General features: G+C 57.4%; 19 protein-coding genes and 1 pseudogene. 6 read left to right on the plus strand and 14 right to left on the minus strand.

The genetic code is table 11. The features are described from left to right. From V0R60_RS25990 to V0R60_RS26000, 3 genes and pseudogenes are all read left to right on the plus strand, one after another. Positions 1–1503 (plus strand): annotated as a pseudogene (locus V0R60_RS25990) (T6SS effector BTH_I2691 family protein); the annotation flags it as partial. Positions 1504–1519: 16 nt separating this feature from the next. Beyond that, positions 1520–2278: a hypothetical protein gene (locus tag V0R60_RS25995; RefSeq protein ID WP_330080940.1), complete on the plus strand. Its 759-nt coding sequence runs from the start codon at positions 1520–1522 to the stop codon at positions 2276–2278. 535 nt (positions 2279–2813) lie between these two features. Further along, positions 2814–3308, plus strand: a complete 495-nt coding sequence (locus V0R60_RS26000) for a hypothetical protein (protein ID WP_330080939.1) — start codon at positions 2814–2816, stop codon at positions 3306–3308. Between the two features lie 95 nt (positions 3309–3403). Here V0R60_RS26000 and V0R60_RS26005 read toward each other — a convergent pair whose 3' ends face one another. The 3 genes from V0R60_RS26005 to V0R60_RS26015 form a co-directional block, all read right to left on the minus strand. Continuing rightward, entirely contained in the window at positions 3404–5851 is a 2448-nt protein-coding gene (locus V0R60_RS26005; protein WP_375547303.1) for a TonB-dependent siderophore receptor, read from the minus strand. Between the two features lie 109 nt (positions 5852–5960). Next, on the minus strand, positions 5961–6935 hold the full coding sequence (locus tag V0R60_RS26010) for a FecR family protein (RefSeq protein ID WP_330080938.1): 975 nt from the start codon (positions 6933–6935) through the stop codon (positions 5961–5963). Positions 6936–6952: 17 nt separating this feature from the next. Then, entirely contained in the window at positions 6953–7441 is a 489-nt protein-coding gene (locus V0R60_RS26015) for an RNA polymerase sigma factor (protein WP_136478018.1), read from the minus strand. Positions 7442–8098: 657 nt separating this feature from the next. On the opposite strand from V0R60_RS26015, the gene V0R60_RS26020 reads away from it, so the two are divergent. After that, positions 8099–9262 carry a type III PLP-dependent enzyme gene (locus V0R60_RS26020; protein WP_136478019.1) on the plus strand — a complete coding sequence of 388 codons (1164 nt, stop codon included), beginning with the start codon at positions 8099–8101 and terminating at the stop codon, positions 9260–9262. 82 nt (positions 9263–9344) lie between these two features. On the opposite strand, the gene V0R60_RS26025 is transcribed toward V0R60_RS26020, so the two are convergent. Continuing rightward, positions 9345–10103: a tetratricopeptide repeat protein gene (locus V0R60_RS26025; RefSeq protein ID WP_330080937.1), complete on the minus strand. Its 759-nt coding sequence runs from the start codon at positions 10101–10103 to the stop codon at positions 9345–9347. A gap of 3 nt (positions 10104–10106) precedes the next feature. Next, entirely contained in the window at positions 10107–10787 is a 681-nt protein-coding gene (locus tag V0R60_RS26030; RefSeq protein ID WP_330080936.1) for a Fe2+-dependent dioxygenase, read from the minus strand. Between the two features lie 218 nt (positions 10788–11005). Here V0R60_RS26030 and V0R60_RS26035 point away from each other — a divergent pair, with 218 nt between their 5' ends. Together V0R60_RS26035 and V0R60_RS26040 are read left to right on the plus strand one after the other, a co-directional pair. Then, positions 11006–13285 (plus strand): TonB-dependent receptor, encoded by a 2280-nt coding sequence (locus V0R60_RS26035; protein ID WP_330080935.1) that lies wholly within the window; start codon positions 11006–11008, stop codon positions 13283–13285. Between the two features lie 105 nt (positions 13286–13390). Then, positions 13391–15940, plus strand: coding sequence for a sulfite reductase flavoprotein subunit alpha (locus tag V0R60_RS26040; protein WP_330080934.1), 2550 nt, complete (start codon positions 13391–13393; stop codon positions 15938–15940). Positions 15941–16007: 67 nt separating this feature from the next. Here V0R60_RS26040 and V0R60_RS26045 read toward each other — a convergent pair whose 3' ends face one another. From V0R60_RS26045 to pilW, 9 genes are all read right to left on the minus strand, one after another. After that, a complete protein-coding gene (locus V0R60_RS26045; protein ID WP_136478024.1) occupies positions 16008–16799 on the minus strand; it encodes an amidohydrolase in 792 nt (263 codons plus the stop codon). After that, complete coding sequence (locus V0R60_RS26050) at positions 16787–17935, minus strand: pyridoxal phosphate-dependent aminotransferase (protein WP_330080933.1); 1149 nt, start codon at positions 17933–17935, stop codon at positions 16787–16789. Before V0R60_RS26050 ends, V0R60_RS26045 begins: the two co-directional genes overlap by 13 nt. Before the next feature lie 177 nt (positions 17936–18112). Further along, complete coding sequence (gene der / locus V0R60_RS26055) at positions 18113–19576, minus strand: ribosome biogenesis GTPase Der (protein ID WP_136478026.1); 1464 nt, start codon at positions 19574–19576, stop codon at positions 18113–18115. A 116-nt stretch (positions 19577–19692) separates the two neighbouring features. After that, a complete protein-coding gene (gene bamB, locus V0R60_RS26060; protein ID WP_218571412.1) occupies positions 19693–20835 on the minus strand; it encodes an outer membrane protein assembly factor BamB in 1143 nt (380 codons plus the stop codon). Position 20836: 1 nt separating this feature from the next. Then, positions 20837–21478 carry a YfgM family protein gene (locus V0R60_RS26065; protein ID WP_136478028.1) on the minus strand — a complete coding sequence of 214 codons (642 nt, stop codon included), beginning with the start codon at positions 21476–21478 and terminating at the stop codon, positions 20837–20839. 39 nt (positions 21479–21517) lie between these two features. Continuing rightward, positions 21518–22807, minus strand: a complete 1290-nt coding sequence (hisS, locus tag V0R60_RS26070; RefSeq protein WP_330080932.1) for a histidine--tRNA ligase — start codon at positions 22805–22807, stop codon at positions 21518–21520. A gap of 24 nt (positions 22808–22831) precedes the next feature. Further along, positions 22832–23941 (minus strand): flavodoxin-dependent (E)-4-hydroxy-3-methylbut-2-enyl-diphosphate synthase, encoded by a 1110-nt coding sequence (ispG, locus tag V0R60_RS26075; protein ID WP_136478030.1) that lies wholly within the window; start codon positions 23939–23941, stop codon positions 22832–22834. A gap of 3 nt (positions 23942–23944) precedes the next feature. Continuing rightward, a complete protein-coding gene (locus V0R60_RS26080; protein ID WP_330080931.1) occupies positions 23945–24982 on the minus strand; it encodes a RodZ family helix-turn-helix domain-containing protein in 1038 nt (345 codons plus the stop codon). Beyond that, a complete protein-coding gene (pilW, locus tag V0R60_RS26085; RefSeq protein ID WP_136478032.1) occupies positions 24982–25740 on the minus strand; it encodes a type IV pilus biogenesis/stability protein PilW in 759 nt (252 codons plus the stop codon). Before pilW ends, V0R60_RS26080 begins: the two co-directional genes overlap by 1 nt. Between the last annotated feature and the right edge of the window lie 4 nt (positions 25741–25744).

The following is a 25744-nucleotide window of genomic DNA, read 5'->3' on the forward strand; positions in this document are numbered from 1 at the left end:
GCCCTGCAGGCGCTGGATGGGCGAATGAAAACGCAGGTCCTGATGCGCCCCAACCAAATCATCGCCAGCGCCAGTGGCGCCACCCGCCTGAGGATCGGCGTGACGCAAATCAACCACTGGCTCACCGACCTGGGCCAGGCCGAAGTCATGGCAAACATGCAAACCGCCGATCGAGGCCAGTACCTGGCCCGCACCAAAGCCTGGATGGGACAAAACCTGGGCACCGCCCTCCCCGCAGTGCTGGTCGGCTTGAACGCGTGGAACCTGTGGAACACCGCCAAACAAGCCAGCAATGACGGACAGTTCACGGCGGAGGAATGGCGTGTACTGAGTGCCAATGCGGCGTATGCGGGGAACGCGGTGGCGGCGCTGTGGGTGGGGCCGGCGTGGAAACGGGCGGGAGGGATGGTTACCGAACTTGGTAAAGAAACGTTGAAGGTCGCTAAAGCTGGCTATTCCGAATGGCTGCGACAGGCGCAAACCCTTGCCAGCGGTAGTAGCCAGGCAGCAGTAGCACGAGAGTTTGCGGCGGTTACAAAAGGCCTAATTCTGCGCACGGCGACATGGGCTACGCTGGGGGCTGTTGCGGCGGGATTGGAGGCTTGGCAAATTTCTCTAGAAGCTGAGCGTGCCACCAGTGAGGAAGAGCATGCCATCCTTAGCTGGAAATTCTATGTCGCTGGAGCTATGTCCGGCGTTGCCGCGGCACAATTAATTGGCGCGGGCTTAGGATATTGGATCAACTTTGCCTGGATCATGTCCACGCCAGTAACGATTTTTTTAGCAGGACTAGGCATCGCCTATCTACTGATCACCATGACCGCCAATCGCTACAAACGCGAAGGCTTACGACTATGGCTGCACCGATGCAGTTGGGGACGCGGTGCAAAACCTGAATGGATGGGCAACGACGGCCACCCCCAACAAATTCGCGCGCTGCTGGAGACGCTGCAACGCCCCACTGTCGTGGGCAGGGGATTGTATTACGGAGGTGGCCACACCATGAGAAGGTGGAAGGGCTTTTGGATACAAGTTCTAGTACCTGCGACATTGGCGGGAAAGGAGCTGACCTTACAACCTGCAATGGTCGACAAAACCTACTTTTGCAAGGCCGGATTGCAACTCACACCGGATAATTATTACGTCCAATTTCTTAACGGCAATTGGGTAAACCCCAGATTACTTGGTCAGCTACCTGACGACCCTCGTGGAGCCACAAACAACAAAGATTACATCTATACCGATACCGATGAGCATAGGCTTTGGCAAGCCTGGATCGAAACATCAACTGCCGACCCTACTTTTGAAATGGAAGTTTTATATCCAGCCGATGTACTGCGGCGCGTTGACGGTCGCGGCTACCTATTTCGCTTGTCACTTGCAGGGTCAGCACAAGAAGCGGATCGATCCAATAATGCCTTTAGCGGAGAACTGAAGGAAGAAGATGGCGTAGTGCTGATGAAAAAAAGCACCCAACTATTAAAGCTAGCAATACCCCACTAAATTCAAGAGCATCATTATGCTAATCAGCCTCAACAAACCACCCGATCTGCCAAGCCAACTCAAGTGGAAGTTTTTGCATGAACCCGAAATACTAACCTGGACAATTCAAGCACGAAATTACAATACAGTCATCGCCAACTCCATGCTGGCGTTTATGTCGCTTGTAATATTTGGCTGGAGTTATGCCGTGTACTCAACACCTGCTCCAGGTGCGGGGCATTGGACTCAACTAATAATCAGCTTTTGTTTTTTTTGTATTTTGATGCTGGTTATTTCCTCCATGACCCACCAACGAATGAATTTCGCCTATCGCATCAGCAAGTCTGGCGTGGAGTATTGTAAATGGAAAGATTTTCCGAAATGGGCACTGCCCTGCCTAAAATGGATGGCTGGTATCACCGCTGTCATCTTCATTTTCATGGCAACCATTGACCCTTCTTTCTTGATCGGCGCCCTGGTAGGCCCAGGCGGTCTAGGCTTGACCTATCTCTCAATAGCACACTCAAAAAGCTATAGAGAGCTGCACACCCAATACCATCACCACGAATTCGAGTGGAAGGATATTGTCCAACTCGCCATTGCCACCAACAGAGAAGTGGTCGATGTGAAATACAAGTTCTTCCGCAAAGGCGATACCGTCAAGACGTGCTGGAACTTCAACATTCATTGCCAAAAGAAAGACAAAGAGCGCGTTGCGAATTTCATTAGACCCTACCTTTTGCCTGGCGTACCTCTCATAAGGGCAAAAGTGAACGTTCCGCTTGGAACTGATTAACTCATCAAATTCGACCATTAGAAACACTCGGGTCAAAATATCGACAAATCATCCTACCACTAACATGGCATCTTATGTCTAACCAATGTACTGAGGCGCGCGGACGGTCGCGGACACCAGTGACTGGTACTTAAAATGCCTAGAGCAAGAGGCGAGTAGCGCAATTACAACTTTAGGAGCGAATTCAGAGGAAGGGAAGACATTGCACCATTGACAAACAATACAAACCTTAAAATTAAACCGCATCTAACCAGAAAACGTCGTGACGACCATGCTATTCAATCTCTATAGTGCTCCTGACCTCCCACCACAACTTAAGTGGAAATTTTCGCATGAGCCAGAACTACTTACCTGGACAATCCGAGCACGAAACTACAACACGACTGTAGCAAACTGCATGTTCATTTTCATGTCGTTTGTAATGATGGGTTGGAGTTACGTAGTTTACTCTAGGCCAATTCTTGGAACAGGTCACTGGACTCAGCTGACAATTAGTTTTTTCTATTTTAGCTTTTTTATGCTAGTGATTTCCTCCATGACCCACCAACGGATGAATTTTGCCTATCGCATCAGCCAGTCAGGCGTGGAGTATTGTGAATGGAAAGACTTTCCGAAATGGGCGCTGCCCTGCCTAAAATGGATGGCTGGTATCACAGCGGCCATCTTCATTTTCATGGCAACCATTGACCCTTCTTTCTTGATCGGCGCTTTGGTAGGCCCAGGCGGTCTAGGCTTGACGTATCTTTCAATGGCACACTCCAAAAGCTATCGCGAGTTGCACACTCAGTACCACCATCACGAATACAAGTGGAAGGATATTGTCCAGCTCGCCATTGCCACCAACAGAGAGGTGGTCGATGTGAAATTCAAGTTCTTCCGCGATGGCGATACCGTCAAGACGTGCTGGAACTTTAATATCCATTGCCAAAAAAAAGACAAAGAGCGTGTCGCGAATTTCATCAGACCCTACCTTTTGCCTGGCGTACCCTTCATAAGAGCAAAAGTAGACGTACCGCTAGGAACCGATTGATAGCGATCTGGAGAACCATCCCGGCTAAATAATCGCCACCCTATGCTCCTGAATTACGGGCAAACCCCCTTTTTGGGGTTCGCCCGTAATAGGGTTTAGAACCCGACGCTCGCCTGCACGTAGAAAGTGCGTGGTTCTCCCAGGTAAATGCCCGAGTTGTTGTCGCTGGAGCGGGTGTAGTACTGCTTGTCGAAGATGTTCTTCACTCCGGCTGCCAGCTTCAAGTTCGACAAATCCTTGCCGAAGTCATAGCCTCCCCGCGCCGCCCAGGTCACGTAGCCTGGAATATCTCCGTACTGGCCATCTGCACTTGGCTCGGTGATGTAGTCACCATTGAAACTGCCGTCTTTGTTCATACCGGTGCCAGGTGCGCGTTGCTTCGATTGTGCATAGGCATCCAGGTTCCAGGTCCAGCGATTGATCTGGTAGCGAAGCCCGGCGTTGACGATCTGCCGCGAATAGAACGGCAGGTCGCGACCCTTGAAGCCTGGTATCTCGCCTTCATAGGTCGCGCGGGTGTAGGTGAAGCCGGCATTGGCGCTCAACCCCTGCAGGCGTGGGTCCAGCCCCGACAGGTCATAGTGCATGGACGCTTCGATACCTTGGTGTTTGGTGGCACCCAGGTTGGTCCAGCCGACGTCGTTGCTGATGTATTGCAACTCGTCGTCGAAATCGATGTAGAACGCCGTCAGTTCGCCACCCCATTCGCCATTGTTGTAGCGCGTCCCCACTTCATAGGTTTTGGCTTTTTCCGCTTGCAAGCCATTGGCAGTCTGGTCGCCGGTGCCGCCCTGGCCCAACTGGAAGTACTGCAGGCTGCCGAATGAAGTTTCGAAGTTGGCGAACACTTTCCACTCATCGGACAGGTGATACATCACGCTCAGTGCAGGTAACGGCTCGTTGCTGGTGACGCTGCGATTTTTCTCGCTGACCGGCTTTCCATCCGTGCCGATTACAGGCCGTTCATGCCAATCGGTGTTGATGTGTTCAAAGCGAATTCCTGGCGTGACGGTCCAGTTGCCAACATCGATTTTATCGTCGATGTAGTACGCGCTGGCCTCGGTGCCACCGGTACGGTCCTGGTACACATGGCCATCCGAGCCCGGAGCTGGGGTTGGCACGTTATCGATCAACGCCAGGCGAGTTGCCTGCTCGTGCATCGCTTCTTTGAGGTAGCGATAACCCACGCTGACCTCCTGCGTGGTGGGACCTGCGAAGAAGATCCGCGACACGCGTGGCTCGATGGCGAAGGTGTGGTAGCTACGCGGATAAGAGGACAGTGTCTGCTGGTCACGCGCGGCGATGCTGCTGCCACGAAAGCTATCGGTGTAGTAGGTTTGGACTTCAAACTGGGTGACGTCGTCGATCTGACGCAGGTACTTGAGCGAAACATCCTTGCGACGGCCACTGAAGTAGTCGTAGTCGCGGTCGGACTGGTAGGGATCATCGTCAAACTGCGCTTGGGTCAAGCCGCCAGGCATATCGGCCTTGGCATCGTAATAGTGGAAGTTCAGCCACAGTTCATCGCTATCGGTGACAGCCCAGTGGGTCTTGAGCAGCACATCATCAATATCGTTGCCGTTATTGCTGCTGCGGTAGCCGTTGCCGTTAACCCCGGAATACAACAGCGCCGCGCCCAAACCGTTGTCCGCTGTACCACCGAGAAACGCCGACTCGATGTGCTTCCAGCCGCCATGGCGAGAAGTCTCCATGGTGGTGGAAAGTTCGCCGGTAGCCTTTTCGGGAATCGCTCGGGTAACGAAGTTGATCACCCCACCGACGTTCTGCGGCCCATAACGCACCGACCCGGCGCCGCGGACCACGTCGATACTGTCGAGGTTGCCCGAGGAGATCGGCGCCATCGATAACTGCGGCTGACCGTAAGGGGCGAAGGCCGCCGGGATGCCATCGATGAGTACCGTGGAGCGTGGCGACAAACGAGACGTCAAACCGCGTACCCCTACGTTCAACGCGATGTCGCTGCCGCCTGTACCGTTCGAATCCTGCACCTGCACGCCCGGAACACCACGCAGCACGTCACGAACGTTCATCGCACCCTGCTCGAGCATGGCCTCGCGACGCACCACGGTGCGGGCCCCTGGGTGGTTCTGAACCACAGTCTCTTCGGCATTGCCCAGCCAGTCGCCTACGACCTTGATGTCTGTAGGAGCCAGTTCGAGGCTACCGGTACTCAAGCTACCGGCGCCTTGCGCAGGCTTGAGCACCACCGTGCCCTGGGAAATTTCATAGGTAAGACCGCTGCCTTGCAGCAAGGTCTGCAGGGCCTGTTCGGGGGTCAAGGTGCCGGACACTGCGGGGGCCATTTTGCCGGCGACCAGCTCTGGGCTGAAGAACAATTGCAACGGGGTCTGTTGACCCAGTTGACTCAGCGCCGAAGCCAAGGATTGGGCCTGGATCTGTATGGTGGTCGCAGCCTGATCGGCATAGCTACTGGCAATACCACCACTGACCGCCAAGGCCAGAGCGAGCGGTAGTAAACGGGAGCGTGCGGCAATACGCAGGGAAAACTTGTTGTTGTTCACGTCGTCGAGAAATCCTGAAAGTCCGGGATAAGTGCCAGCTGCATGCGAATGTAAATGCTTGACAGTTGCAGTTGGCCAGGAAGACGAACAACTGAAAAAAAACCTGAATTTATTTTGAAATTATTTCGCTGGAGCCGTCGGCGTTGGCCTGGATAGTCACCGGCAAGATGCTAGGCAGTGCGCGCAGCAAGGCGTCGGTATCGTCAGCGCTGAAGCTGCTGCTCAAGCGCAATGCCGCCACCTTGCCAGGTGCAACGCGCAAGGGTTGGGCACGGTAGCGCGAGACCTCCTCGACCACTTCGCTCAACGGTGCGTCATTGAAGACCAGCTTGCCGTTGCGCCACGCCGTCAACGCCGCAGCATCCACCGCATACGGTGCGGCGACCTGGCCTTGGGCATCGATCTGTGAGCCCAGCCCGGCGCTGAGCAGCGTCTGATTGCTGCCACTGCCTTGTACCTTGACCGAGCCTTGCTCGACTGCCACGCGAGTGCGGGTCGGATCGAGGCGCACGTCGAAACGGGTGCCAGTCACGGTTACCGTGCCGTTGAAAGTACTCACCACAAAAGGCCGCGAGGTGTCGTGAGCAACGCTGAACATGACTTCACCAGCAGTCAATTCGATGCGCCGTTGGCCGCTGCTGAAGTCGACGGTCAGTCGTGTACGCGAATTGAGCTCCAGGCGTGTGCCATCCGGCAGATCAACCTGGCGTCGCTCACCCAACGCTGTGTGCAATTGCTCTTGATAGTTGAGCTGAAGGTGCTGCCAGCCCATCCAGCCTGATCCTATAGCCATGATCGCGATACCAGCGGCCAGCGCCTTTTGAATGAAGCGTCGACGCGGCAACTGGCGTACCGGATCTGCCTGGCACAGCACCTCAAGGCGCGCACGCGGCAACATATCCGCCGCGCTCCACAGTTGGGCGAGCAGATCGTACTCTTGCCGATGCGGTACATGCTCGGCCAGCCAGGCATCGAATTGGGCCTGCTGGTCCGTGCTCAGCGCGCCGTCACGGGTGCGGGCAAACCACTGGGCGGCCTGCTCTCGTACAGCCTCGTTGCCACAGCGGCACGCGTCCTGATTCATGAAAACATTTGCCTGACTCATCTCGTTGACACATCCAGGTGCTCACGCAGATGCCGGAGCGTGCGGATCATATACTTTTCGACCATGTTCTTGGTCAAGCCCATGCGTTCGGCGATTTCCGCCTGGGTCAGCCCTTCGAGCTTCTGCCAGATAAACACACGTCGGCAATTGAGCGGCAGTTGCGCCAAGGCGCGCTCGACACTGTCAGCCAACTCGACCGCGTGCATGAAGGCCTCCGGGTCACCGTTACTGTCAGCCAATCCCTCGAACATGTCGTGTTCGAGGGATTGGCGACGGTCTTCCCGACGGTAGCCATCCACCGCGATATTGCGCGCCGTTTGATGCAAATAGGCCCGTGGCTGCTCGACCCCGAGTTGATCGTTCTCCAGAACCCGGACAAAAGCGTCATGTGTCAGATCCTCGGCCTGCTGGCGATTGCGCAACTTGCGCGTCCAGGTGCCGATCAGCTCTTGATAGTGGTCGAGAAAGCCTTTGTGTCGCGACACGATGCAGGTCTTCGCCAAGCGTTGGGGGAATGTCGCGAATAGTAATGTTTCTTATTAAGCACAGCAATCGAAGATCGTGGCGAGCGACGAAGCGCAAACCGGGAAAAAAAGTACAGGTTGCCAGGGTTGAACGGCGCTGCAGAACACGAAAAATAAATTGAACGGTGCCTGATATATTCCGTGCCGCCATTTTCCTGAAGAGCAACGAACAAACGAGCTAATTCCGCCAGTTTCGCAGCTAACTTCGCCAATAATACTGCATCAACGCGAGTTGACTCGATAGGCAGGATTTAGCTGGGTATTTCGGTATTTTTAACGCTTTTGTCATCAAATTGAACACCTACTGTTTACCTGGGTCGGTTAAAAAGTGGCTGTGCAATACCGGGCGACAGACGTGTGCAAAATCGCGACATTTTTTGTTGATCTTGAACCCCTCAGGTCCTAAAGTTCGCGCCGAACGTCCATGCTGGAAACGATCCATCCGGCTCAAGTACTGACGACGAGACAGCAAGGTCACCCGTAGCTCGCTTCATCACGCACGGTTGACCTTTTTGCTTTCGGCGACATGCCTTGGGAAGTAGGCGAACCAAAGTGGGGATACGGAGGGCGTTCAGTTGCAGCCACTTTTTTATTCAGTTTGCCCATGGAGTCCCAAGCATGTCGATTCAGGTCGAAGACTACTTCGCGCGCGATACCTTCCAGAAAATGAAGGCTTTCGCCGACAAGCAAGAAACCCCGTTCGTGCTCATCGACACCCAGATGATCAGCCAGGCCTATGACGACCTGCGTGCCGGTTTCGAATTCGCCAAGGTCTACTACGCGGTCAAGGCCAACCCGGCCGTCGAGATCATCGACCTGCTCAAGGAAAAAGGCTCGAGCTTCGACATCGCCTCGATCTACGAGCTGGACAAAGTGATGGACCGTGGCGTCAGCGCTGACCGTATCAGCTATGGCAACACCATCAAGAAATCCAAAGACATTCGCTACTTCTATGAAAAGGGCGTGCGTCTGTATGCCACCGACTCCGAAGCCGACTTGCGCAACATTGCCAAGGCCGCCCCGGGATCGAAAGTGTATGTGCGTATCCTCACCGAAGGCTCGACCACTGCCGACTGGCCGCTGTCGCGCAAATTCGGCTGCCAGACCGACATGGCCATGGACCTGCTGATCCTCGCCCGCGACCTGGGCCTGGTGCCTTACGGTGTGTCCTTCCACGTAGGCTCGCAGCAGCGCGACATCAGCGTCTGGGATGCGGCGATCGCCAAGGTCAAAGTGATCTTCGAGCGCCTCAAGGAAGAAGACGGCATCGAACTCAAACTGATCAACATGGGTGGCGGCTTCCCGGCCAACTACATCACCCGCACCAATAGCCTGGAAACCTATGCCGAAGAAATCATCCGCTTCCTCAAGGAAGACTTCGGCGACGATCTGCCGGAAATCATCCTTGAGCCCGGCCGCTCGTTGATCGCCAACGCTGGCATCCTGGTCAGTGAAGTCGTGCTGGTCGCGCGCAAGTCGCGTACTGCTGTCGAGCGCTGGGTGTACACCGATGTGGGTAAATTCTCCGGCCTGATCGAAACCATGGATGAATCCATCAAGTTCCCGATCTGGACCGAGAAGAAAGGCGAGATGGAAGAAGTGGTTATCGCCGGTCCAACTTGCGACAGCGCCGACATCATGTACGAGCACTACAAGTATGGCCTGCCACTGAACCTGGCCATCGGTGACCGCCTGTACTGGCTGTCGACCGGCGCCTATACCACCAGCTACAGCGCAGTTGAGTTCAATGGCTTCCCGCCGCTGAAAGCCTTCTACCTGTAAGCGCGGTATCGGGCTGCCAGACAGCCTATTGCGGGGCCATCATTCGCCTTATAACAAGGCGCAGGATGGCCTCGCAGTGCATTCAGCGTTCAGCCTGCAATTGCGCCAGACGTGTTCGGTAGGCCACTGCCATGTTGCGCACTTCGACGTGCTCGGCCTGCTCCAGCGCGGGCCCGGCAATACGCAGGAAGTTTTCATTGCCGCCTGCCAAGGCCTGCTGCAACCACTCAAGCGCCGCTTGCGTCTGCCCTTGCGCGGCCAGTACCCCGGCATGACTGAACTGACCGCGAAAATCACCCGCTTCAGCCGAACACTGGTACCAGCGCCGCGCCGCAGCCAAATCACGCGGACAATATTCGCCCTCTTCCAGATAACGCCCCAACAGATTCATTGATTTGGCATGGCCTAGTTCTGCTGCTTGGCGATACCACGCCAGCGCAGCAGCAGGGTCCTGGCCCACTCCGCGACCGGTTGCCAACATATTTGCGTAGTTGTACATCCCCCAGTCCAACCCACCTTGAGCCGCTTGCCGGTAGTGCTTGGCAGCCTGAGTCTGGTTCGCTTCGCCACCCCAACCATGCTCCCAGCAGCGTCCAAGCATGTTGTCGGCCATGACACTGCCTTGGGCGACAGCAATGAAGAACCATCGACGTGCCAGATTAGGGTCCTTCTCGATACCCCGACCATCGAGCAGAATCTGCCCTAGCAGCAATTGCGCCTCGACGACCTCTTGCCCTGCAGCCGCGAGTATTGCCTGAGCCGCCTTGGCCGGGCTGTGTTCAAGCATCTGGGCGAACTGGTCGCTGTCCACTTCCTGGCGATTACGCAATGTAAAAGCCATGACTCAGACCTCGACCCAACGACGCAGCAGGTTGTGATAGGTGCCCGTCAACTGGATCAACGCCGGGTGATCAGGCATATCGGCTGTCAATGCCTGGATGGCGTTGTCCATTTCAAACAGCAGGGCGCGCTGGCTGTCTTCGCGCACCAGGCTCTGGGTCCAGAAGAACGCGGCATAGCGGGCGCCACGGGTGACCGGGTTGACCTTGTGCAGGCTGGTTCCCGGATACAACACCAGGTCGCCTGCCGCCAGCTTCACCTGTTGCACACCATAGGTGTCCTGGATGACCAGTTCGCCGCCGTCGTAGTCCTCGGGGTTGCTCAGAAACAGTGTCGAAGACAAGTCTGTACGCACTCGTTCGTGGCTGCCACGCGGCTGGCGTAGGGCGTTATCGATATGAAAGCCGAAATTGCCGCCCTCTTGATAGCAATTGATCAACGGCGGGAAGACCTTGTGCGGCAATGCCGCCGACATAAACGTTGGATGCTGCCACAGACGCTCGATCAGTGCCGTGCCGACCTCTTTGGCCAACGGATGGCCTTCAGGCAACTGCAGATTGTGCTTCGCCTTCGCCGATTGGTAACCGGCAGTGACCTTGCCGTCAGCCCAATCGGTCTGCGACAGCGCTTCACGAATACGCGTGACTTCCTCGGCGGAGAACAGTCCGGAGATGTGTAGCAGCATGGCGCGTGCACCTATAGGCAGAAAGAACGTCAATGGTATTGATTCCCATTGACTTACTACAAGTCCTTTCCGAGGGGTGCGACGTTTCAGCAAGAAAAACCCGCAGCAACAAATTGTAAAGATTGTAAATTTCTAACAAATAGCAATTTTTCTCAATTGTTACTCATATTTGTTTACATTATATTTCGCGGCCTAAAAACCTGGGGAAGGGTTCCACCATGCCGCGTCACTACGTGCCAACCGCTGTCAGCTCACCTCGTTTGCTCGCTTCTGCCATTGGTGTAGCGATTACCGCTACTTCTGCGGGGCATATGGCCTATGCCGCAGATCCTGAGCCAGCCAAGAATGGTGCGATTGCCTTGGACGCAACCAGCGTGACCGGGCAGGCCGATGCGGCAGATACCGGTTACAAGGTAGATCGCGCTTCCTCGCAGAAGTACACCGCTCCGCTGGTTGATACCCCTCGCTCAATTACAGTCGTTCCACAACAAGTGTTGAAGGACACCGGTGCCGTATCGCTGCAAGATGCGTTGCGGACCGTTCCCGGCATCACTTTTGGTGCAGGCGAAGGCGGGAATCCGCAGGGCGACCGTCCCTTTATTCGCGGCTTTGATGCACAAGGCGACACCTATCTCGATGGCGTACGTGATACAGGCGCTCAAACGCGGGAAATCTTCGCCGTTGAATCCATTGAGGTCAGCAAAGGACCAAACTCTGCTGTCGGCGGGCGAGGCTCGGCTGGGGGTAGCCTCAACTTGGTCAGCAAAACGCCGAAACAGGAAGATTTCCTGAACGGTGGATTCACTTACGGTTCGGATCAGACTCGTCGCTACACCTTGGATGTAAACCGCCAGTTTCTGGACAGCGCCGCTTTTCGCCTGAACCTGATGAGCCACGAGCAGAATGTTGCTGGCCGTGATTCGATCAACTACGACCGTTGGGGAGTAGCTCCGTCGTTGACCTTCGGTTTGGGTACGCCTACCCGCGTCAATCTGAACTACTACCATATGGAAAGCGATGATCTGCCGGACTCAGGCATTCCTTATGGCTACAAGCTGCCAGGTGCGACCGCGCCGCATGATCACGACAAGCCAACAGACGGCGGTGATAGCGACAACTTCTACGGTCTCAAAGGGCGGGATTTCCGCAAAACCCGTGCAGATATCAGCACTGTATCCATCGAGCACGATATCAATGACTCGATGACCATCAAGAATACTTTGCGCCATGGCAGCACCAGTCAAGACTATGTTTTGACCCAACCAGACGACAGTGCTCGCAACGTCAGCCAATTTGGCACCGTATGGCGCCGAGCCAACTCGCGGATCAGTAATACCTCCACGACTACCAACCAAACTGACCTGTTTGGCGAATTCCAGGCTCTGGGCTTTAAGCACAGTTACTCCACCGGTGTGGAGTTCACCCGTGAAGACACCATGGTCAGTGGCTATCAGGTCAGTCCAAACAGCAAGTTGGTGTGTAACCCGGGCAGTATTCCAAACTGCACCTCGCTTTCCAATCCAAACCCGAACGACCCATGGACAGGCTCGATTACACGTAACTACGCCAGTGTTACCAACACCGAATCCACTACTCGGGCAGCGTACATCTTCGATACGATCGAAATCGATCCGCAATGGTTGCTCAACCTGGGCACCCGTTACGACTCGTTCAAAACCGAAGCTGACAGCAGTACCACCGGCAAAGCTCGCAACAACTCTCACTTCTGGAACTGGCAAGCTGGCCTCGTCTGGAAACCTGCTGAGAATGGCAGTATCTACGCTTCCTTTGCCACCTCGGCGACCCCGCCAGGAGGGGTGACCGACGGTGTGGATACCAACCCGAATACGCCGGGTAACAGTACTTTGATCAGCGACCTGGAACCGGAAACTACCAAAAACTATGAAATTGGCACCAAATGGGACCTGTTCCACGAGCGTGTAGCCCTGACCGCTGCCATTTTCCGCACCGAGAAAGAAAACACCCGTGTGTTGGTCGCCAATAGCACCTATGAAAACTCTGGCACCACTCGCGTTGATGGGATTGAGCTAGGCGCTAGCGGTAAGCTGACCGACAAGTGGCAAATATTCGCTGGTTATAGCTACTTGAAGAGCGAAGCGGTTGACCCGGGAGAAGCCGGCAATCGAAATGGCCAGTTGACCGGCGGTGCGAACCCAGCCAAAGGCAATCAACTGCCAAACACTCCGAAGAACAGCTTTAGCCTCTGGACCACTTATGACGTAACCGACAGATTTACTCTGGGCGGTGGTGCGTTTTACGTCGACGATGTATGGGGCGACCTGAACAATACTGTCTACGTGCCTTCCTATGTGCGCTACGACGCTATGGCCAGCTACAAGCTGACCAAGAACGTCGACCTGCAGTTGAACGTGCAAAACCTCACTGATGAGGTCTATTACGACAAGGCCTATGCCTCTCACTTCGCCAACCAGGCAGCCGGGCGCACTGCTCTGCTGACCACCAGCGTCCACTTCTAAGTGCACTGACTGGCAAGCCCCGTTCACTTCGGTGACCGGGGCTTTTGTCTATCAAGGCATAATGCGAGACGCATTCGTTTTTGCAGCATGACAAGGTGTGTTGATGTGTTGAAGAAATCGCTGTTCCAACTGCATTGGTTCTTCGGTATCACAGCCGGGCTGGTGCTGGCCTTGATGGGTATTACCGGGGCAATCTGGTCGTTTCAAGATGAACTGCTGCAAGCGTTCAACCCTGACGTACTCCAGGTAGAAATGCGCCCGGAAGGGGTGCTGCCGATGCCTGAGCTGGTGAAGCGGATCGAGGCGGAACAGGGTGACAAGGTCGCCATGCTTTGGGTCCGAACGCAAAGTGACAACGCCGCACGCGTCTTCTTCACCCCTCCCCCCGGCGAACGCCGGGGCCTGATGCGCTATGCCGACCCATATACCGGCAAATTGCAGGGCGAGGTCGCCGGGCAAGGTTTCTTCGATCTGATGTTGCAGCTCCACCGCTTTCTGGCAATGGGAGATACCGGACGGCAGATCACGGGCGCTTGTACGCTCATGCTGATTTTCTTCTGTCTTTCCGGCCTTTACTTGCGCTGGCCGCGCAAGGCCTTGAACTGGCGGACCTGGCTGACCCTTGACTGGGCCAGGAAAGGCCGCGCGTTCAACTGGGACCTGCATGCCGTGGCCGGGACCTGGTGCCTGCTGTTCTATTTACTCTTCGCCCTCACCGGTCTGTTCTGGTCCTATGAGTGGTACCGCGAAGGGTTGAACAAGTTACTGGCTGATGCCCCCGCCGCAGGCGAGCAGCACAAACGTGGCGAAGGCCGCGGTCGCCCTGGCGCGCCTGGCAAAGATGCCAAACCGCTGGTGGTCGACTACGACGCGGTCTGGGCCAACCTGCAAGCCGCCGCCGGCCCAACCATGACCAGTTACAACCTGCGTCTGCCGCCTGCCGGGGGGCAACCGGCGAACATCTTTTACCTGCTCGAAGGCGCCGAGCACGAACGTGCCCTGAACACACTGAGCCTCGACCCGGCCAATGGCCAGGTAAAAAAACACGATCGCTATGCCGACAAGTCATTCAAGGCGCAACTGCTGGCTAGCGTCTATGCCTTGCACGTAGGCAGCTACTTTGGCCTTACCGGCCGTATTCTGCTGACCATTGCCAGCCTGACCATGCCGCTGTTCTTCGTTACCGGCTGGTTGCTCTATCTGGATCGACGCCGCAAAAAGCGCCAGGTGCGCGCAGCGCGAAGCAGCTTTTCGCCTTCCACTGTCCAAGGGCAGAGCTGGCTGGTGGGCTTTGCCAGCCAAAGCGGTTTTGCCGAGCAACTTGCCTGGCAAAGTGCCGGTCAACTGCAGGCAGCCGGTTTACCGGTACAAGTACGCCCGCTTGCCGAACTGACTGAACACGATCTCAACCAGGTCGAGCGTGCATTGTTTGTAGTCAGCACCTTTGGCGACGGTGAAGCGCCCGACAGCGCCCGCGGCTTCGAACGCAAAATACTCGGTCAGCCTTGGGCACTGGAGAACCTGAACTACGCCTTGCTCGCCTTGGGTGATCGGCAATACCCGCACTTCTGCGGCTTCGCCAAACGCCTGCAAGCCTGGCTTGGCGAACGCGGCGCAACCAATGCCTTCGCTACTGTCGAAGTCGACAGCGCAGACCCCGCCGCCTTGCAATTGTGGCAACAACAACTGGCGCAACTGACCGGCAGTAAACCGCCAGCAGCGTGGAAGGCCCCAACCTTCAGCAACTGGACACTCGTAAAACGCACACTACTGAACCCGGACAGTCAGGGCTCAGCGGTGTATCTGCTGGCACTCGAACCCGAGCGACCAGCGCAGTGGCAAGCCGGTGATCTTGTCGAGATTCTGCCGCGCAACAGCGCTCGCAGCGTTGAACACTTCCTCCACGGGCTGGGGCTTGATGGCGAGTCTCAGGTACAGCTCGACGGGTTGAACGAAAGCCTGCTCCAGGCCCTCGCTGGTCGGCAACTGCCCACCAGCCGCGAGCATCTGGTCGGCCTACACGGCCAGGCGTTGGTCGATGCGCTGATCCCGTTGGCAGCAAGGGAATACTCGATAGCCTCGATTGTCAGCGACGGCGTCCTGGAACTGATCGTGCGCCAGGAGCGGCATGCCGATGGTAGCCTCGGCCTGAGCTCAGGTTGGCTGACCGAGTACTTGCCTGTGGATAACAGTGTCAGTCTGCGCTTGCGCAGCAACAGCGGTTTCCATCTGCCAGCCGCGGCAACGCCAATGATCCTGATTGGCAACGGCACCGGCATCGCGGGCCTGCGCAGCCTGCTCAAGGCCCGCATCGCAGCCGGTGAGCAGCGTAACTGGCTGTTGTTCGGCGAACGTAACCAAGTTCACGACTTTCTCTGCGCGGATGAGCTGCAAGGCTGGTTGCGCAACGGCGAACTGGCACGCCTGGACCTGGCCTTTTCCCGTGATCAGTCCCACAAGATCTACGTTCAGGATCGCTTGCGTGAGCAGGCGCACACGCTACGTCGCTGGCTGGATGACGGCGCTTCGCTGTACATTTGTGGCAGCCTGCAAGGCATGGCCAACGGCGTCGATAGCGTGCTCGTTGATGTGCTTGGAAGCGCCGAGGTGGAGCGCTTGATCGAGCTGGGGCGTTACCGTCGGGACGTATACTGAACATCGCGGGGCAAGCCCGCTCCCACTCAATCAACTGCTGTGGGAGGCTTGCCCCGCAATTACGGTGTCAATGCAAATCGAAGGTATCGGCATCCAGATTGGCCGGGAAGCGCGTGCGGTAAGCCCCAAGATCCGCAGCACTGAGGGTCACGGTGAACACGCCATCTGCCTCACCCGCGCTGAGCAGACTCTCACCCTGAAAATCCAGAACCTGGCTATCGCCAGAGTAAGCAAAACCCTTCCCATCGGTACCCACTCGATTCACTGCCGCTACATAGCACAGGTTTTCGATGCCCCGCGCCGGCAGTAAACGGTTCCAGTGCTGGCGACGGGCTGCAGGCCAGTTGGCGGTGTAAAGCAGTAGATCGGTGTCTTGCGCATCGCGACTCCACACCGGAAAGCGCAGGTCATAGCAGATCAGTGTACGCACCCGCCAACCCTTGACCTCGAACTGCACCTGGCGCTCGCCTGGGGTGTAATGCTTGTGCTCGCCCGCCATGCGGAACAGGTGACGTTTGTCGTAGAACAGAATCTCGCCGTCTGGACGGGCCCACAGCAAGCGGTTGCGATGACTGCCATCGGCAGCCTGGATAATCACGCTGCCGGTGACCACTGCATCAAGCTTTTTCGCCTGACTTTTGAGCCACTTGTAGGTGGGGCCGTTTTCAGGCTCAGCCAGACGCTCGGAGTCCATGGAAAAACCGCTGGTGAACATTTCCGGCAGGATAATCAGATCGGCGCCACGGGCTTGCTCGAGCAAGCCTTCAAAATGCTCGTAGTTCGCCAAACGGTCCTGCCAGGCCAGGGTTGTCTGCACCAGGGCCACTTTCAGGTTAGGCAAATCACTCAGATCGCGCATAACTTCTCCGCTGCCTGACGCAGCGTCTCCTCGCGTTTGGCAAAGCACAGGCGCACCAGGCGCTGCTCGGGAATGGGTTGTTGATAGAACACCGACACCGGGATAGTCGCCACGCCATGCTCGCGGGTCAGCCACAGCGACATGTCGACATCGTTCAGGTCCGGGCGGATCTGCGAATAATCGACCAACTGGAAGTAAGTACCGGCAGACCGCTTGAGCGCAAAGCGCGATGGTTCCAGCAGATCACAAAACAGATCGCGCTTGGCCTGGTAGAACGCCGGAAGCGCTTCAACATGCTCTGGATGCTCGGCCATAAAGTCAGCCAGCGCCCACTGCAGCGGCGTAACGCCGCAGAAGTTGACGTATTGATGAACCTTGCGCAGCTCGGCGCTCAGAGCAGGTGGTGCAACCACGTAGCCGGTTTTCCAGCCCGTGACATGGTAGGTCTTGCCGAATGAGCTGACCACGAACGCACGCTGGTACAGTGCTTCGTGCGCCAACACACTGGCGTGCTTGGCGCCGTCGAACACCAGGTGCTCGTAGACTTCGTCGCTGATCAGGTAGATGTCCCGCTCGGCAATCAACAGCGCCAATTTCTCCAGGTCGTCACGGCTGATCAGCGCACCACTGGGATTGTGCGGCGAGTTGATAATGATCATCCGCGTACGGGGGCTCAGAGCATCGGTGAGCTTCTGCCAGTCGATGGCAAATTCGCCATCTGTCAGTTGCACATGCACACAGCGACCGCCGGCCAGCTCTACAGAGGGCTCGTAGCTGTCATAACTGGGATCGAAAACGATGACCTCGTCACCTGCACGAATGACCGCATGAATGGCACAAAAGATCGCTTCGGTAGCACCGGGGGTAATCGTGATCTCGGTGTCAGCATCGACACTGACGCCATAACTGCGGGCGATCTTGGTCGCGACCTGCTGGCGCAGCGCCGGCAGACCTGTCATGGGGCAATACTGGTTGTGGCCGGCACTGATATGCCGACCTGCTGCATCGAGCAGGGCCTGCGGGCCGCTGAAATCGGGAAAACCCTGGGACAGGTTCAAAGCGCCGGTTTGCACGGCGAGCTGGGACATGGTGGTAAAGATGGTCGTGCCGACGTTCGGCAACTTGCTGCTGATCATGGAGCCCTCTTTCCTTCTGAACAATCCTGCGGTCAGAGACCGAGCATAGCGGATTGAGTGATCAGGAAAAAGGTTGTAACAGTCGCACATCAATCGCGGGGCAAGCCCGCTCCCCATGGGCTCATCAGAACCCAGTGGGAGCGGCGGCGCGACGACTCGGCTTGCCCCGCGCTGGCGTCAGCGCTTGTCTTTACGCTTCTTCTCAGCTTTCTTGTGGTGCGACATCAAGCGGCGCTTCTTGTTGACCTGGCGATCGGTCAGGGTGTTCTTGTTGCCTTCGTACGGGTTATCGCTGCCTTTGTACTCGATACGGATCGGGGTACCGACCAGCTTGAGCACTCGGCGATAAGTATTTTCCAGGTAGCGCGAGTACGACTTCGGCACTTTCTCGACCTGGTTGCCGTGGATCACGATGATCGGCGGGTTGGCACCACCCAGGTGGGCGTAACGCAGCTTGATTCGACGACCGTTTACCATCGGCGGCTGGTGATCGCTGATCGCATCTTCGAGGATCTGGGTCAGGCGGCTGGTCGGCCAGCGGGTAACCGCCGACTTGAAGGAGTTCTGCACCGACTGGTACAGGTTGCCTACGCCAGTGCCATGCAGCGCCGAAATGAAGTGGATGTCGGCGAAGTCGACGAAGAACAACCGACGCTCCAACTCGGTCTTCACGTAGTCACGCTCGCTTGGCTGCATGCCATCCCACTTGTTCAGGGCGATGACGATGGCGCGACCGGCTTCCAGGGCAAAGCCCAGCAGGTTCAAATCATGGTCGACCACGCCTTCGCGGGCATCCATGACGAAGATGACCACGTTGGCATCCTTGATCGCCTGCAGCGTCTTGACTACCGAGAATTTCTCGACCTCCTCGTGGATCTTGCCGCGCTTGCGCACCCCGGCAGTGTCGATCAGGGTGTACTTCTCTTCGTTACGCTCGAAGGGAATGTAGATACTGTCGCGAGTGGTGCCCGGCTGATCGTAGACGATGACTCGGTCTTCACCGAGCATACGGTTGACGAGGGTCGATTTACCGACGTTCGGACGACCGATGATGGCGATCTTGATACCATCTTTTTCGCTCGGGCCTGGGATGCGCACCGCTTCCTCGCCTTCGGCGACATCGGTGTCGATCTCCTCCTCGTCCTTGTCCCGTGGGAAGTCACTGAGCACGACTTCCAGCAGGTTGTTGACACCACGCCCCTGAGCGCCGGCCACGCCAATGGCATTACCCATACCCAATGGCGAGAATTCGGCAATGGCGATTTGCGGATCGATGTTGTCGATCTTGTTCGCCACCAGGAACGAGCGCTTGTTGCGCTTGCGCAAGTGCTCGGAAATCATCTGGTCGGCAGCAGTCAGGCCTGCACGTGCGTCAACCAGAAACAGCACGACATCAGCTTCTTCGATGGCCAGCAGCGATTGCTCAGCCATTTTCTCGTCCATGCCATGCTCGTCACCGGAGATACCGCCAGTGTCGACCAGAATGTACGAGCGGCCTTGCCAGCGCGCTTCACCGTATTGACGGTCACGGGTAAGCCCGGACAGGTCGCCGACGATAGCGTCGCGAGTCCGGGTCAGGCGGTTGAACATGGTGGATTTACCGACGTTCGGTCGGCCCACCAGGGCAATTACGGGAACCATGCGGCTCTCCACTTCATAAATTCAAAAAATACAAAAGCCGCTGCACTGCAGCGGCCGGAGTTCAGGCGGCACCCAAAGTGCCGCAGCCCGAGGCCTGCATGGCCTCAAGCATAGCCTCAGCGGATAGTCAGCGCCTCGAGCTTGCCGCTGTTGCCGTACACATAGATGGTGTCACCCACCACCAGCGGACGGGCACGCAGGCCATCGCTGTCGATACGCTCACGACCGACAAAGCGACCGTCAACCTGGCTGAGCAGGTGCAAGTAACCTTCCAGGTCACCTACGGCTACATAGCTTGAGAACACTTCCGGTGCCGACAGTTGACGACGCGCCAGAGAGTCGTTGCTCCACAGTGCGCTCGATGAGCGTTCGTCGATGCCCTCTACGGTACCCGAAGCCAGGCTTACGTAGACGTTACCGAAACCCTGGGCCACACCGGTGTAGCTGGAAGCATCACGCTGCCACATCACACGTCCGCTTTCCAGGTCCAGGCCGGCAACCCGACCCTGGTAGCTCGCGACGTACAAGGTACCGCCTGACAGCAACAGACCGCCGTCGATATCGACAACGCGATCAAGCTCCGAGCGACCTTGCGGAATCGCCACGCGCTGCTCCCAGACCGGTACACCATTGCGGGTATCCAGGGCAACGACCTTACCGGTCGACAGCCCGGCGACCGCCAGATGATTGGTAACAATCGGGGCGCCTGTGCCACGCAGCGTCAGTACTGCTGGAGTGCTCTCATAGATCCAGCGACGATCACCGGTGCTGGCATCCAGGCCAATCACACGGTCATCCTGGGTCTGTACCACCACTACGTCACCATTGGTGGCAGGTGGTGCCAGAACCTCACTGGTCACGCGCGAGCGCCAGCGCTCTTCACCGGTGCTCGCGTCCAGAGCGATGACTTCGCCCTTGAGCGTGCCCAGCATGACCATCCCGTAACCCACGCCAACGGCGCCGGAAACAGGTAGTTCAAGATCCTTTTTCCACGCCACGTCGCCGTTGTTGCGATCCATGGCCATCACTACACCAGTAACATCGGCGGCGTAGATGCGATCGTTCTCGATCGCCGGAACCAGCATATTGAAAGACTCGCCCTGACCGTCACCGATCGAGCGGCTCCACTGCTTCTTGAGGACAACCTCTTCGGTGAACTTGGTCAGCTCGGCCGGGGGCAATTCCTTTTTGCTGTTGCTGCTGCAACCCACGGCCAGAAGGGCCAGGGTCAGCACTGCTGCATGTTTCCAACCGATCACGTCACGCATCCCCTTTGGCCAGGTCGTCGAGCTTGAGTTGCAAACCACCGATCGCAGCGTCGTCAGACAGCGCGGCCTTGGCCTTTTCGTAAGCAGTATGAGCATCAGCAGCACGACCCAACTGCACCAGCAGATCGCCCTTGAGTTCTTCACGGCTGGCCAGGAATGCCTTGTCGGCATCGCCGTCCAGAAGCTTCAGAGCCTCATCGACCTTGGCCTGGGCTGCCAGGACGCGAGCCAGACGCTGACGGGCGATTTCGCCCAGGGTAGCGTCAGCTGGCTTGTCCACGATCGACTTGAGCTCGGCAGCAGCGTCATCCAGCTTGCCCGACTCAACGGCGACCTTGGCCACGAACAGGCTGCCGTATTGCGCATAGGCAGAACCGCCAAACTCGTTCTTGAGCTTGCCGGACAGCTCTGCGACTTTGGCCGCATCTGGTTCGCCGCTAGGCGTCAAAGTCGTTTCCAGCAGGGCCTGATAGAGGTTCGAGGCACCTTGTGACTGGTTACCCTGGTACTTCTGGAAAGCTTGCCAGCCGAACACTATCACCAGTGCCAGCAGGCCGCCGGTTACCAGTGGCTTGCCGTTACGCTGCCACCAGTCCTTGAATGCCGCCAGCTGTTCATCATCGGTACTCGACACCCCAATACTCCTTTTCACCAAATCGGCTGTTGACCCGCTTCACGCCTGCGCGAGGGAAGCTTCCAGGTGCTTTGCCAGAGCATCCCAGGCAATGTTTTGTTGTTCGCCCTGGCCACGCAGGGGTTTGAAACCTACCACTTGTTGCGCCAGTTCGTCGTCCCCCAGGATCAAGGCAAACAGCGCGTTGCTCTTGTCGGCCTTCTTGAACTGACTCTTGAAGCTGCCGGCACCGGCGTTTACCTGCAGACGCAGGCCCGGCAGGCGATCACGCAGACGCTCGCTCAAGGCCAGGCCTGCCAGCTCTGCCTGCTCACCGAAGGCGCACAGGTAGACGTCGACTTGACGATTGATCGACTCAGGAATCTGCTCCAGGGTTTCCAGCAGCAGAATAAGGCGCTCGATACCCATGGCGAAACCGACGCCAGGGGTTGGCTTGCCGCCCATCTGCTCGACCAGGCCATCATAACGACCGCCGGCGCAGACAGTACCTTGGGAACCGAGCTTGTCGGTGACCCACTCGAATACGGTCTTGCTGTAATAGTCCAGGCCACGTACCAGCTTGGTATTGATCACGAACGGAATGCCGGCGGCATCCAGACGTGCTTTCAAACCTTCGAAATGCACCCGCGACTCTTCGTCCAGGTAGTCTTCAAGCTTCGGCGCGCCAACCAGCACTGACTGGGTATTGGCATCCTTGCTGTCGAGGATACGCAACGGGTTGGTCTTCAGGCGACGCTGGCTGTCTTCGTCCAGTTGCTCCAGACGCGCCGAGAGAAACTCGACCAGCGCATCACGGTAGCGGGCACGGGCTTCGCTGGTGCCCAGGCTGTTGAGCTCGAGCTTGACTGCATCGCGAATACCCAACAAACCCCACAGGCGCCAGGTGAGCACGATCAACTCGGCATCGATGTCCGGGCCGTCGAGGTTGAAGACTTCGACCCCGATCTGGTTGAACTGGCGATAGCGGCCTTTTTGCGGGCGCTCGTGGCGGAACATCTGGCCGATGTACCAGAGCTTCTGCACTTGGCCACCACCGCTGATACCGTGTTCGAGCACTGCGCGTACGCAAGCTGCGGTGCCTTCCGGACGCAGGGTCAGGGAGTCGCCGTTACGATCAGCGAAGGTGTACATTTCTTTTTCGACGATGTCGGTGACTTCACCAATCGAGCGTTTGAACAGCTCGGTGAACTCAACGATCGGCGTGCGGATCTGACGATAACCGTAGGTGTCCAGCAGGCCGGCGACGGTGCTTTCGAAATAGCGCCACAGCGGTGTCTGCTCGGGCAGGATGTCGTTCATGCCACGAATGGCTTGCAGCGATTTACTCACGGAAAATCCTTACGAATCTGGTGGTCAGCCACGCGCGATCAACGTCGCGTCAGCTTCGGCTTTTTCGGCCGCTTTCTGGCGGATGAGTCGTTCGAGCTCATCGACCAGGTTGTCATTGGTCAGTTTCTGCGCTGGCTTGCCATCGATGTAGATCAGGTTCGGCGTACCACCGGTCAGCCCTACGTGGGCTTCCTTGGCTTCGCCCGGACCGTTGACCACGCAGCCGATCACAGCCACGTCCATCGGTACCAACAGGTCTTCCAGACGCCCTTCCAGCTCGTTCATGGTTTTCACCACATCGAAGTTCTGCCGCGAGCAACTCGGGCAGGCGATGAAGTTGATGCCACGCGAACGCAGGTGCAGGGACTTGAGGATGTCGTAACCGACCTTCACTTCCTCTACCGGGTCTGCCGCCAACGAAATGCGAATAGTATCGCCAATCCCTTCGGCAAGCAGCATACCGAGGCCAACAGCGGATTTCACCGTACCTGAACGCAGGCCACCGGCTTCGGTGATACCCAGGTGCAGCGGCTGCACGATCTGTTTGGCCAGAAGGCGGTAGGCTTCAACCGCCATGAACACGTCAGAGGCCTTGACGCTGACCTTGAAGTCCTGGAAGTCCAGGCGGTCGAGATGCTCGACATGACGCATGGCCGATTCGACCAATGCTGCCGGAGTCGGCTCGCCGTATTTCTTCTGCAGGTCTTTTTCCAGGGAACCGGCGTTGACGCCGATGCGAATCGGAATACCGCGATCACGGGCAGCATCGACTACTGCACGCACTCGGTCTTCACGACCGATATTGCCTGGGTTGATGCGCAGGCAATCTACGCCCAGTTCAGCCACACGCAAGGCAATGCGATAGTCGAAGTGGATATCGGCTACCAATGGCACGCTGACCTGCTGCTTGATCCGGCCAAAAGCCTCTGCGGCATCCATGTCCGGCACCGAGACGCGAACGATGTCGACGCCGGCATCGATCAGGCGGTTGATTTGTCCCACAGTTGCGGCAACGTCGTTGGTGTCGGTGTTGGTCATACTCTGAACGGCGATGGGGGCATCGCCGCCGACAGGTACATTACCCACCCAGATTTTGCGGGATTCGCGACGTTTGATCGGTGATTCGCCGTGCATGACTTATTGTCCCAACTTCAGGCGAGCAGTCTCGCCACTGGTGAACGGCGCAACGTCGACAGGCTGACCGTTGTAGCTGACCTGAACGCCCCGGGCAAAGCCCAGGCGTACCGCAAACGGCGGCTTGCCGGTCAGGTCCAGGCTGTCGCCCTTGCGCTTGATGGCGCTGAACAGCACCTTGCCATTGCCGTCGGTGACCGAAGTCCAGCAATCGGCGCTGAATTGCATGTGCAACTTGCCACTACCTGCCGCAGCGGTGGTGGTGCTCTCAGGAGCGGGGGTAACTGCAGGAGCGACCGCAGTTGCCGCTACGACCGGCGTAACCGCAGCAGGTGCGGGCGCAGGAACTGCAGCGACCGGCGTAGTTGGGGATACGGCGCTATTGACCGGCGGCACGACAGGCGCGACCGGGGTGCCTGCGCTCGCTGGCGCGGCCGGTTCGGAATCAGCCAACTCGGTGGTGGCCGCCGGCGTCTGTTCCAGATTCAGTGGTGTGCTTTGCGGTTGCTGAGCGGCGTCGACGGCCTGGTCTTCAGGCTCGTCCAGCGGATGGATCTGTGTGGTGCCATCAGCGCTTTCGACTTCAACATGTTCAAGCGCCATGTTGACCAGGTCTTTGCTGCGCTGGCTGCTTTGATCTTGCCACCAGAAGAAGCCACCGCCGATCACCAGCACCAGCAACAGCAGGCTGACCACGCGCAAAATATTGTGCGACAGGCGCACCGGTTCTTCGATACGCCCAAGAGCGTGGACGTCGCTGCCTTGGGCATGAGTCCCGGTGCACTGGTCGAACGCTTGTACCAGAACGGCCTGGTCCATGCCCAACAGCTTTGCATAGGCACGGATGTAACCACGGGCGAAGGTGTGCCCGGGTAGCTTGTCGAAGGCACCGGATTCAAGGTTGTTCAATGAACTCACGGTCAGGTTCAGCTTCTGAGCCACTTCGGCCTGCGACCAACCCCTGCTTTCACGGGCCTGACGCAAAGTCTCACCTGGGTTCTCGCGAGTCGCTGCTGCTGCTTCGGGATGCGCCGCTTTCATCATTGCTCCGACAGGTATTGCTGATATTCCGGCGTACCGGGATAAAGTCGTTGTAATTGCAGGCCCAGATCGGCGGCCTTGTTCCGTTCTTCGAAGACATTGGCCAGGCGACTGCCCAGCAGCAAGCTCCGAGCACCGTGGTCGCTCAGCTGGCTGAAACGATCGTAGTAGTCGCGGGCCGGCACATAATGCCTGTCTTCGTAAGACAACTCAGCCATTTCCAGCAACGCGCGTGGCTGCTTCTGGTTGAGTCGCAAAGCTTTTACCAGGTATTCCTGCGCCTGGTTGCGCTGGCCAAGCCGCAGAGCGGTCAAGCCAAGGCTTTCGAATACTCGTGAACGCTCAGGATACAGGGTATCGGCCGCCGCTTGGGCAAACATCTTCTGCGCCTGGGCGTATTGCCCCTGGGCATACAGAAAACTGCCGTAGTTGTTTTGAATCCGCGTGTCACCTGGATTGCTGGCCAGAGCCTTCAGATAATGCCTGTCGGCCAACCCCGGTTCGTCCTGCGCCTGATAGACCAAAGCCAGGGCCGCATGTGCTGCGGCATCCTGGCTATTGAGATCAAGCGCTTTTTTCAGTGGCCCCATGGCCTGCTCGGTCAAACCTTGTTGCAAATATCCCAACCCTAATTGCACGTAGGCCTTGCCGGCCTGCGTGCGCCCTTCGCGGCTCGCCAGCGTGTCCGAACTCCCGCCGGACACGCAACCTGCAAGCAGGGCGAGCGACAGGATCGACAGCGCGACGCGCAAAGTCATGGAG

Source organism: Pseudomonas auratipiscis (assembly GCF_036324085.1).
Lineage (GTDB): Bacteria > Pseudomonadota > Gammaproteobacteria > Pseudomonadales > Pseudomonadaceae > Aquipseudomonas > Aquipseudomonas auratipiscis.

Excerpts from the sequence above, each read along its gene's own strand:
- pilW (WP_136478032.1), bottom strand. The coding sequence starts at position 25,740 with ATGACTTTGCGCGTCGCGCTGTCGATCCTGTCGCTCGCCCTGCTTGCA.
- V0R60_RS26035 (WP_330080935.1), top strand. The coding sequence starts at position 11,006 with ATGCCGCGTCACTACGTGCCAACCGCTGTCAGCTCACCTCGTTTGCTC.
- der (WP_136478026.1), bottom strand. The coding sequence starts at position 19,576 with ATGGTTCCCGTAATTGCCCTGGTGGGCCGACCGAACGTCGGTAAATCC.
- V0R60_RS26045 (WP_136478024.1), bottom strand. The coding sequence starts at position 16,799 with ATGCGCGATCTGAGTGATTTGCCTAACCTGAAAGTGGCCCTGGTGCAG.
- V0R60_RS26025 (WP_330080937.1), bottom strand. The coding sequence starts at position 10,103 with ATGGCTTTTACATTGCGTAATCGCCAGGAAGTGGACAGCGACCAGTTC.
- V0R60_RS26020 (WP_136478019.1), top strand. The coding sequence starts at position 8,099 with ATGTCGATTCAGGTCGAAGACTACTTCGCGCGCGATACCTTCCAGAAA.
- V0R60_RS26080 (WP_330080931.1), bottom strand. The coding sequence starts at position 24,982 with ATGAAAGCGGCGCATCCCGAAGCAGCAGCAGCGACTCGCGAGAACCCA.
- V0R60_RS26050 (WP_330080933.1), bottom strand. The coding sequence starts at position 17,935 with ATGATCAGCAGCAAGTTGCCGAACGTCGGCACGACCATCTTTACCACC.
- V0R60_RS25995 (WP_330080940.1), top strand. The coding sequence starts at position 1,520 with ATGCTAATCAGCCTCAACAAACCACCCGATCTGCCAAGCCAACTCAAG.
- ispG (WP_136478030.1), bottom strand. The coding sequence starts at position 23,941 with ATGCACGGCGAATCACCGATCAAACGTCGCGAATCCCGCAAAATCTGG.
- V0R60_RS26000 (WP_330080939.1), top strand. The coding sequence starts at position 2,814 with ATGACCCACCAACGGATGAATTTTGCCTATCGCATCAGCCAGTCAGGC.
- V0R60_RS26010 (WP_330080938.1), bottom strand. The coding sequence starts at position 6,935 with ATGAATCAGGACGCGTGCCGCTGTGGCAACGAGGCTGTACGAGAGCAG.
- V0R60_RS26030 (WP_330080936.1), bottom strand. The coding sequence starts at position 10,787 with ATGCTGCTACACATCTCCGGACTGTTCTCCGCCGAGGAAGTCACGCGT.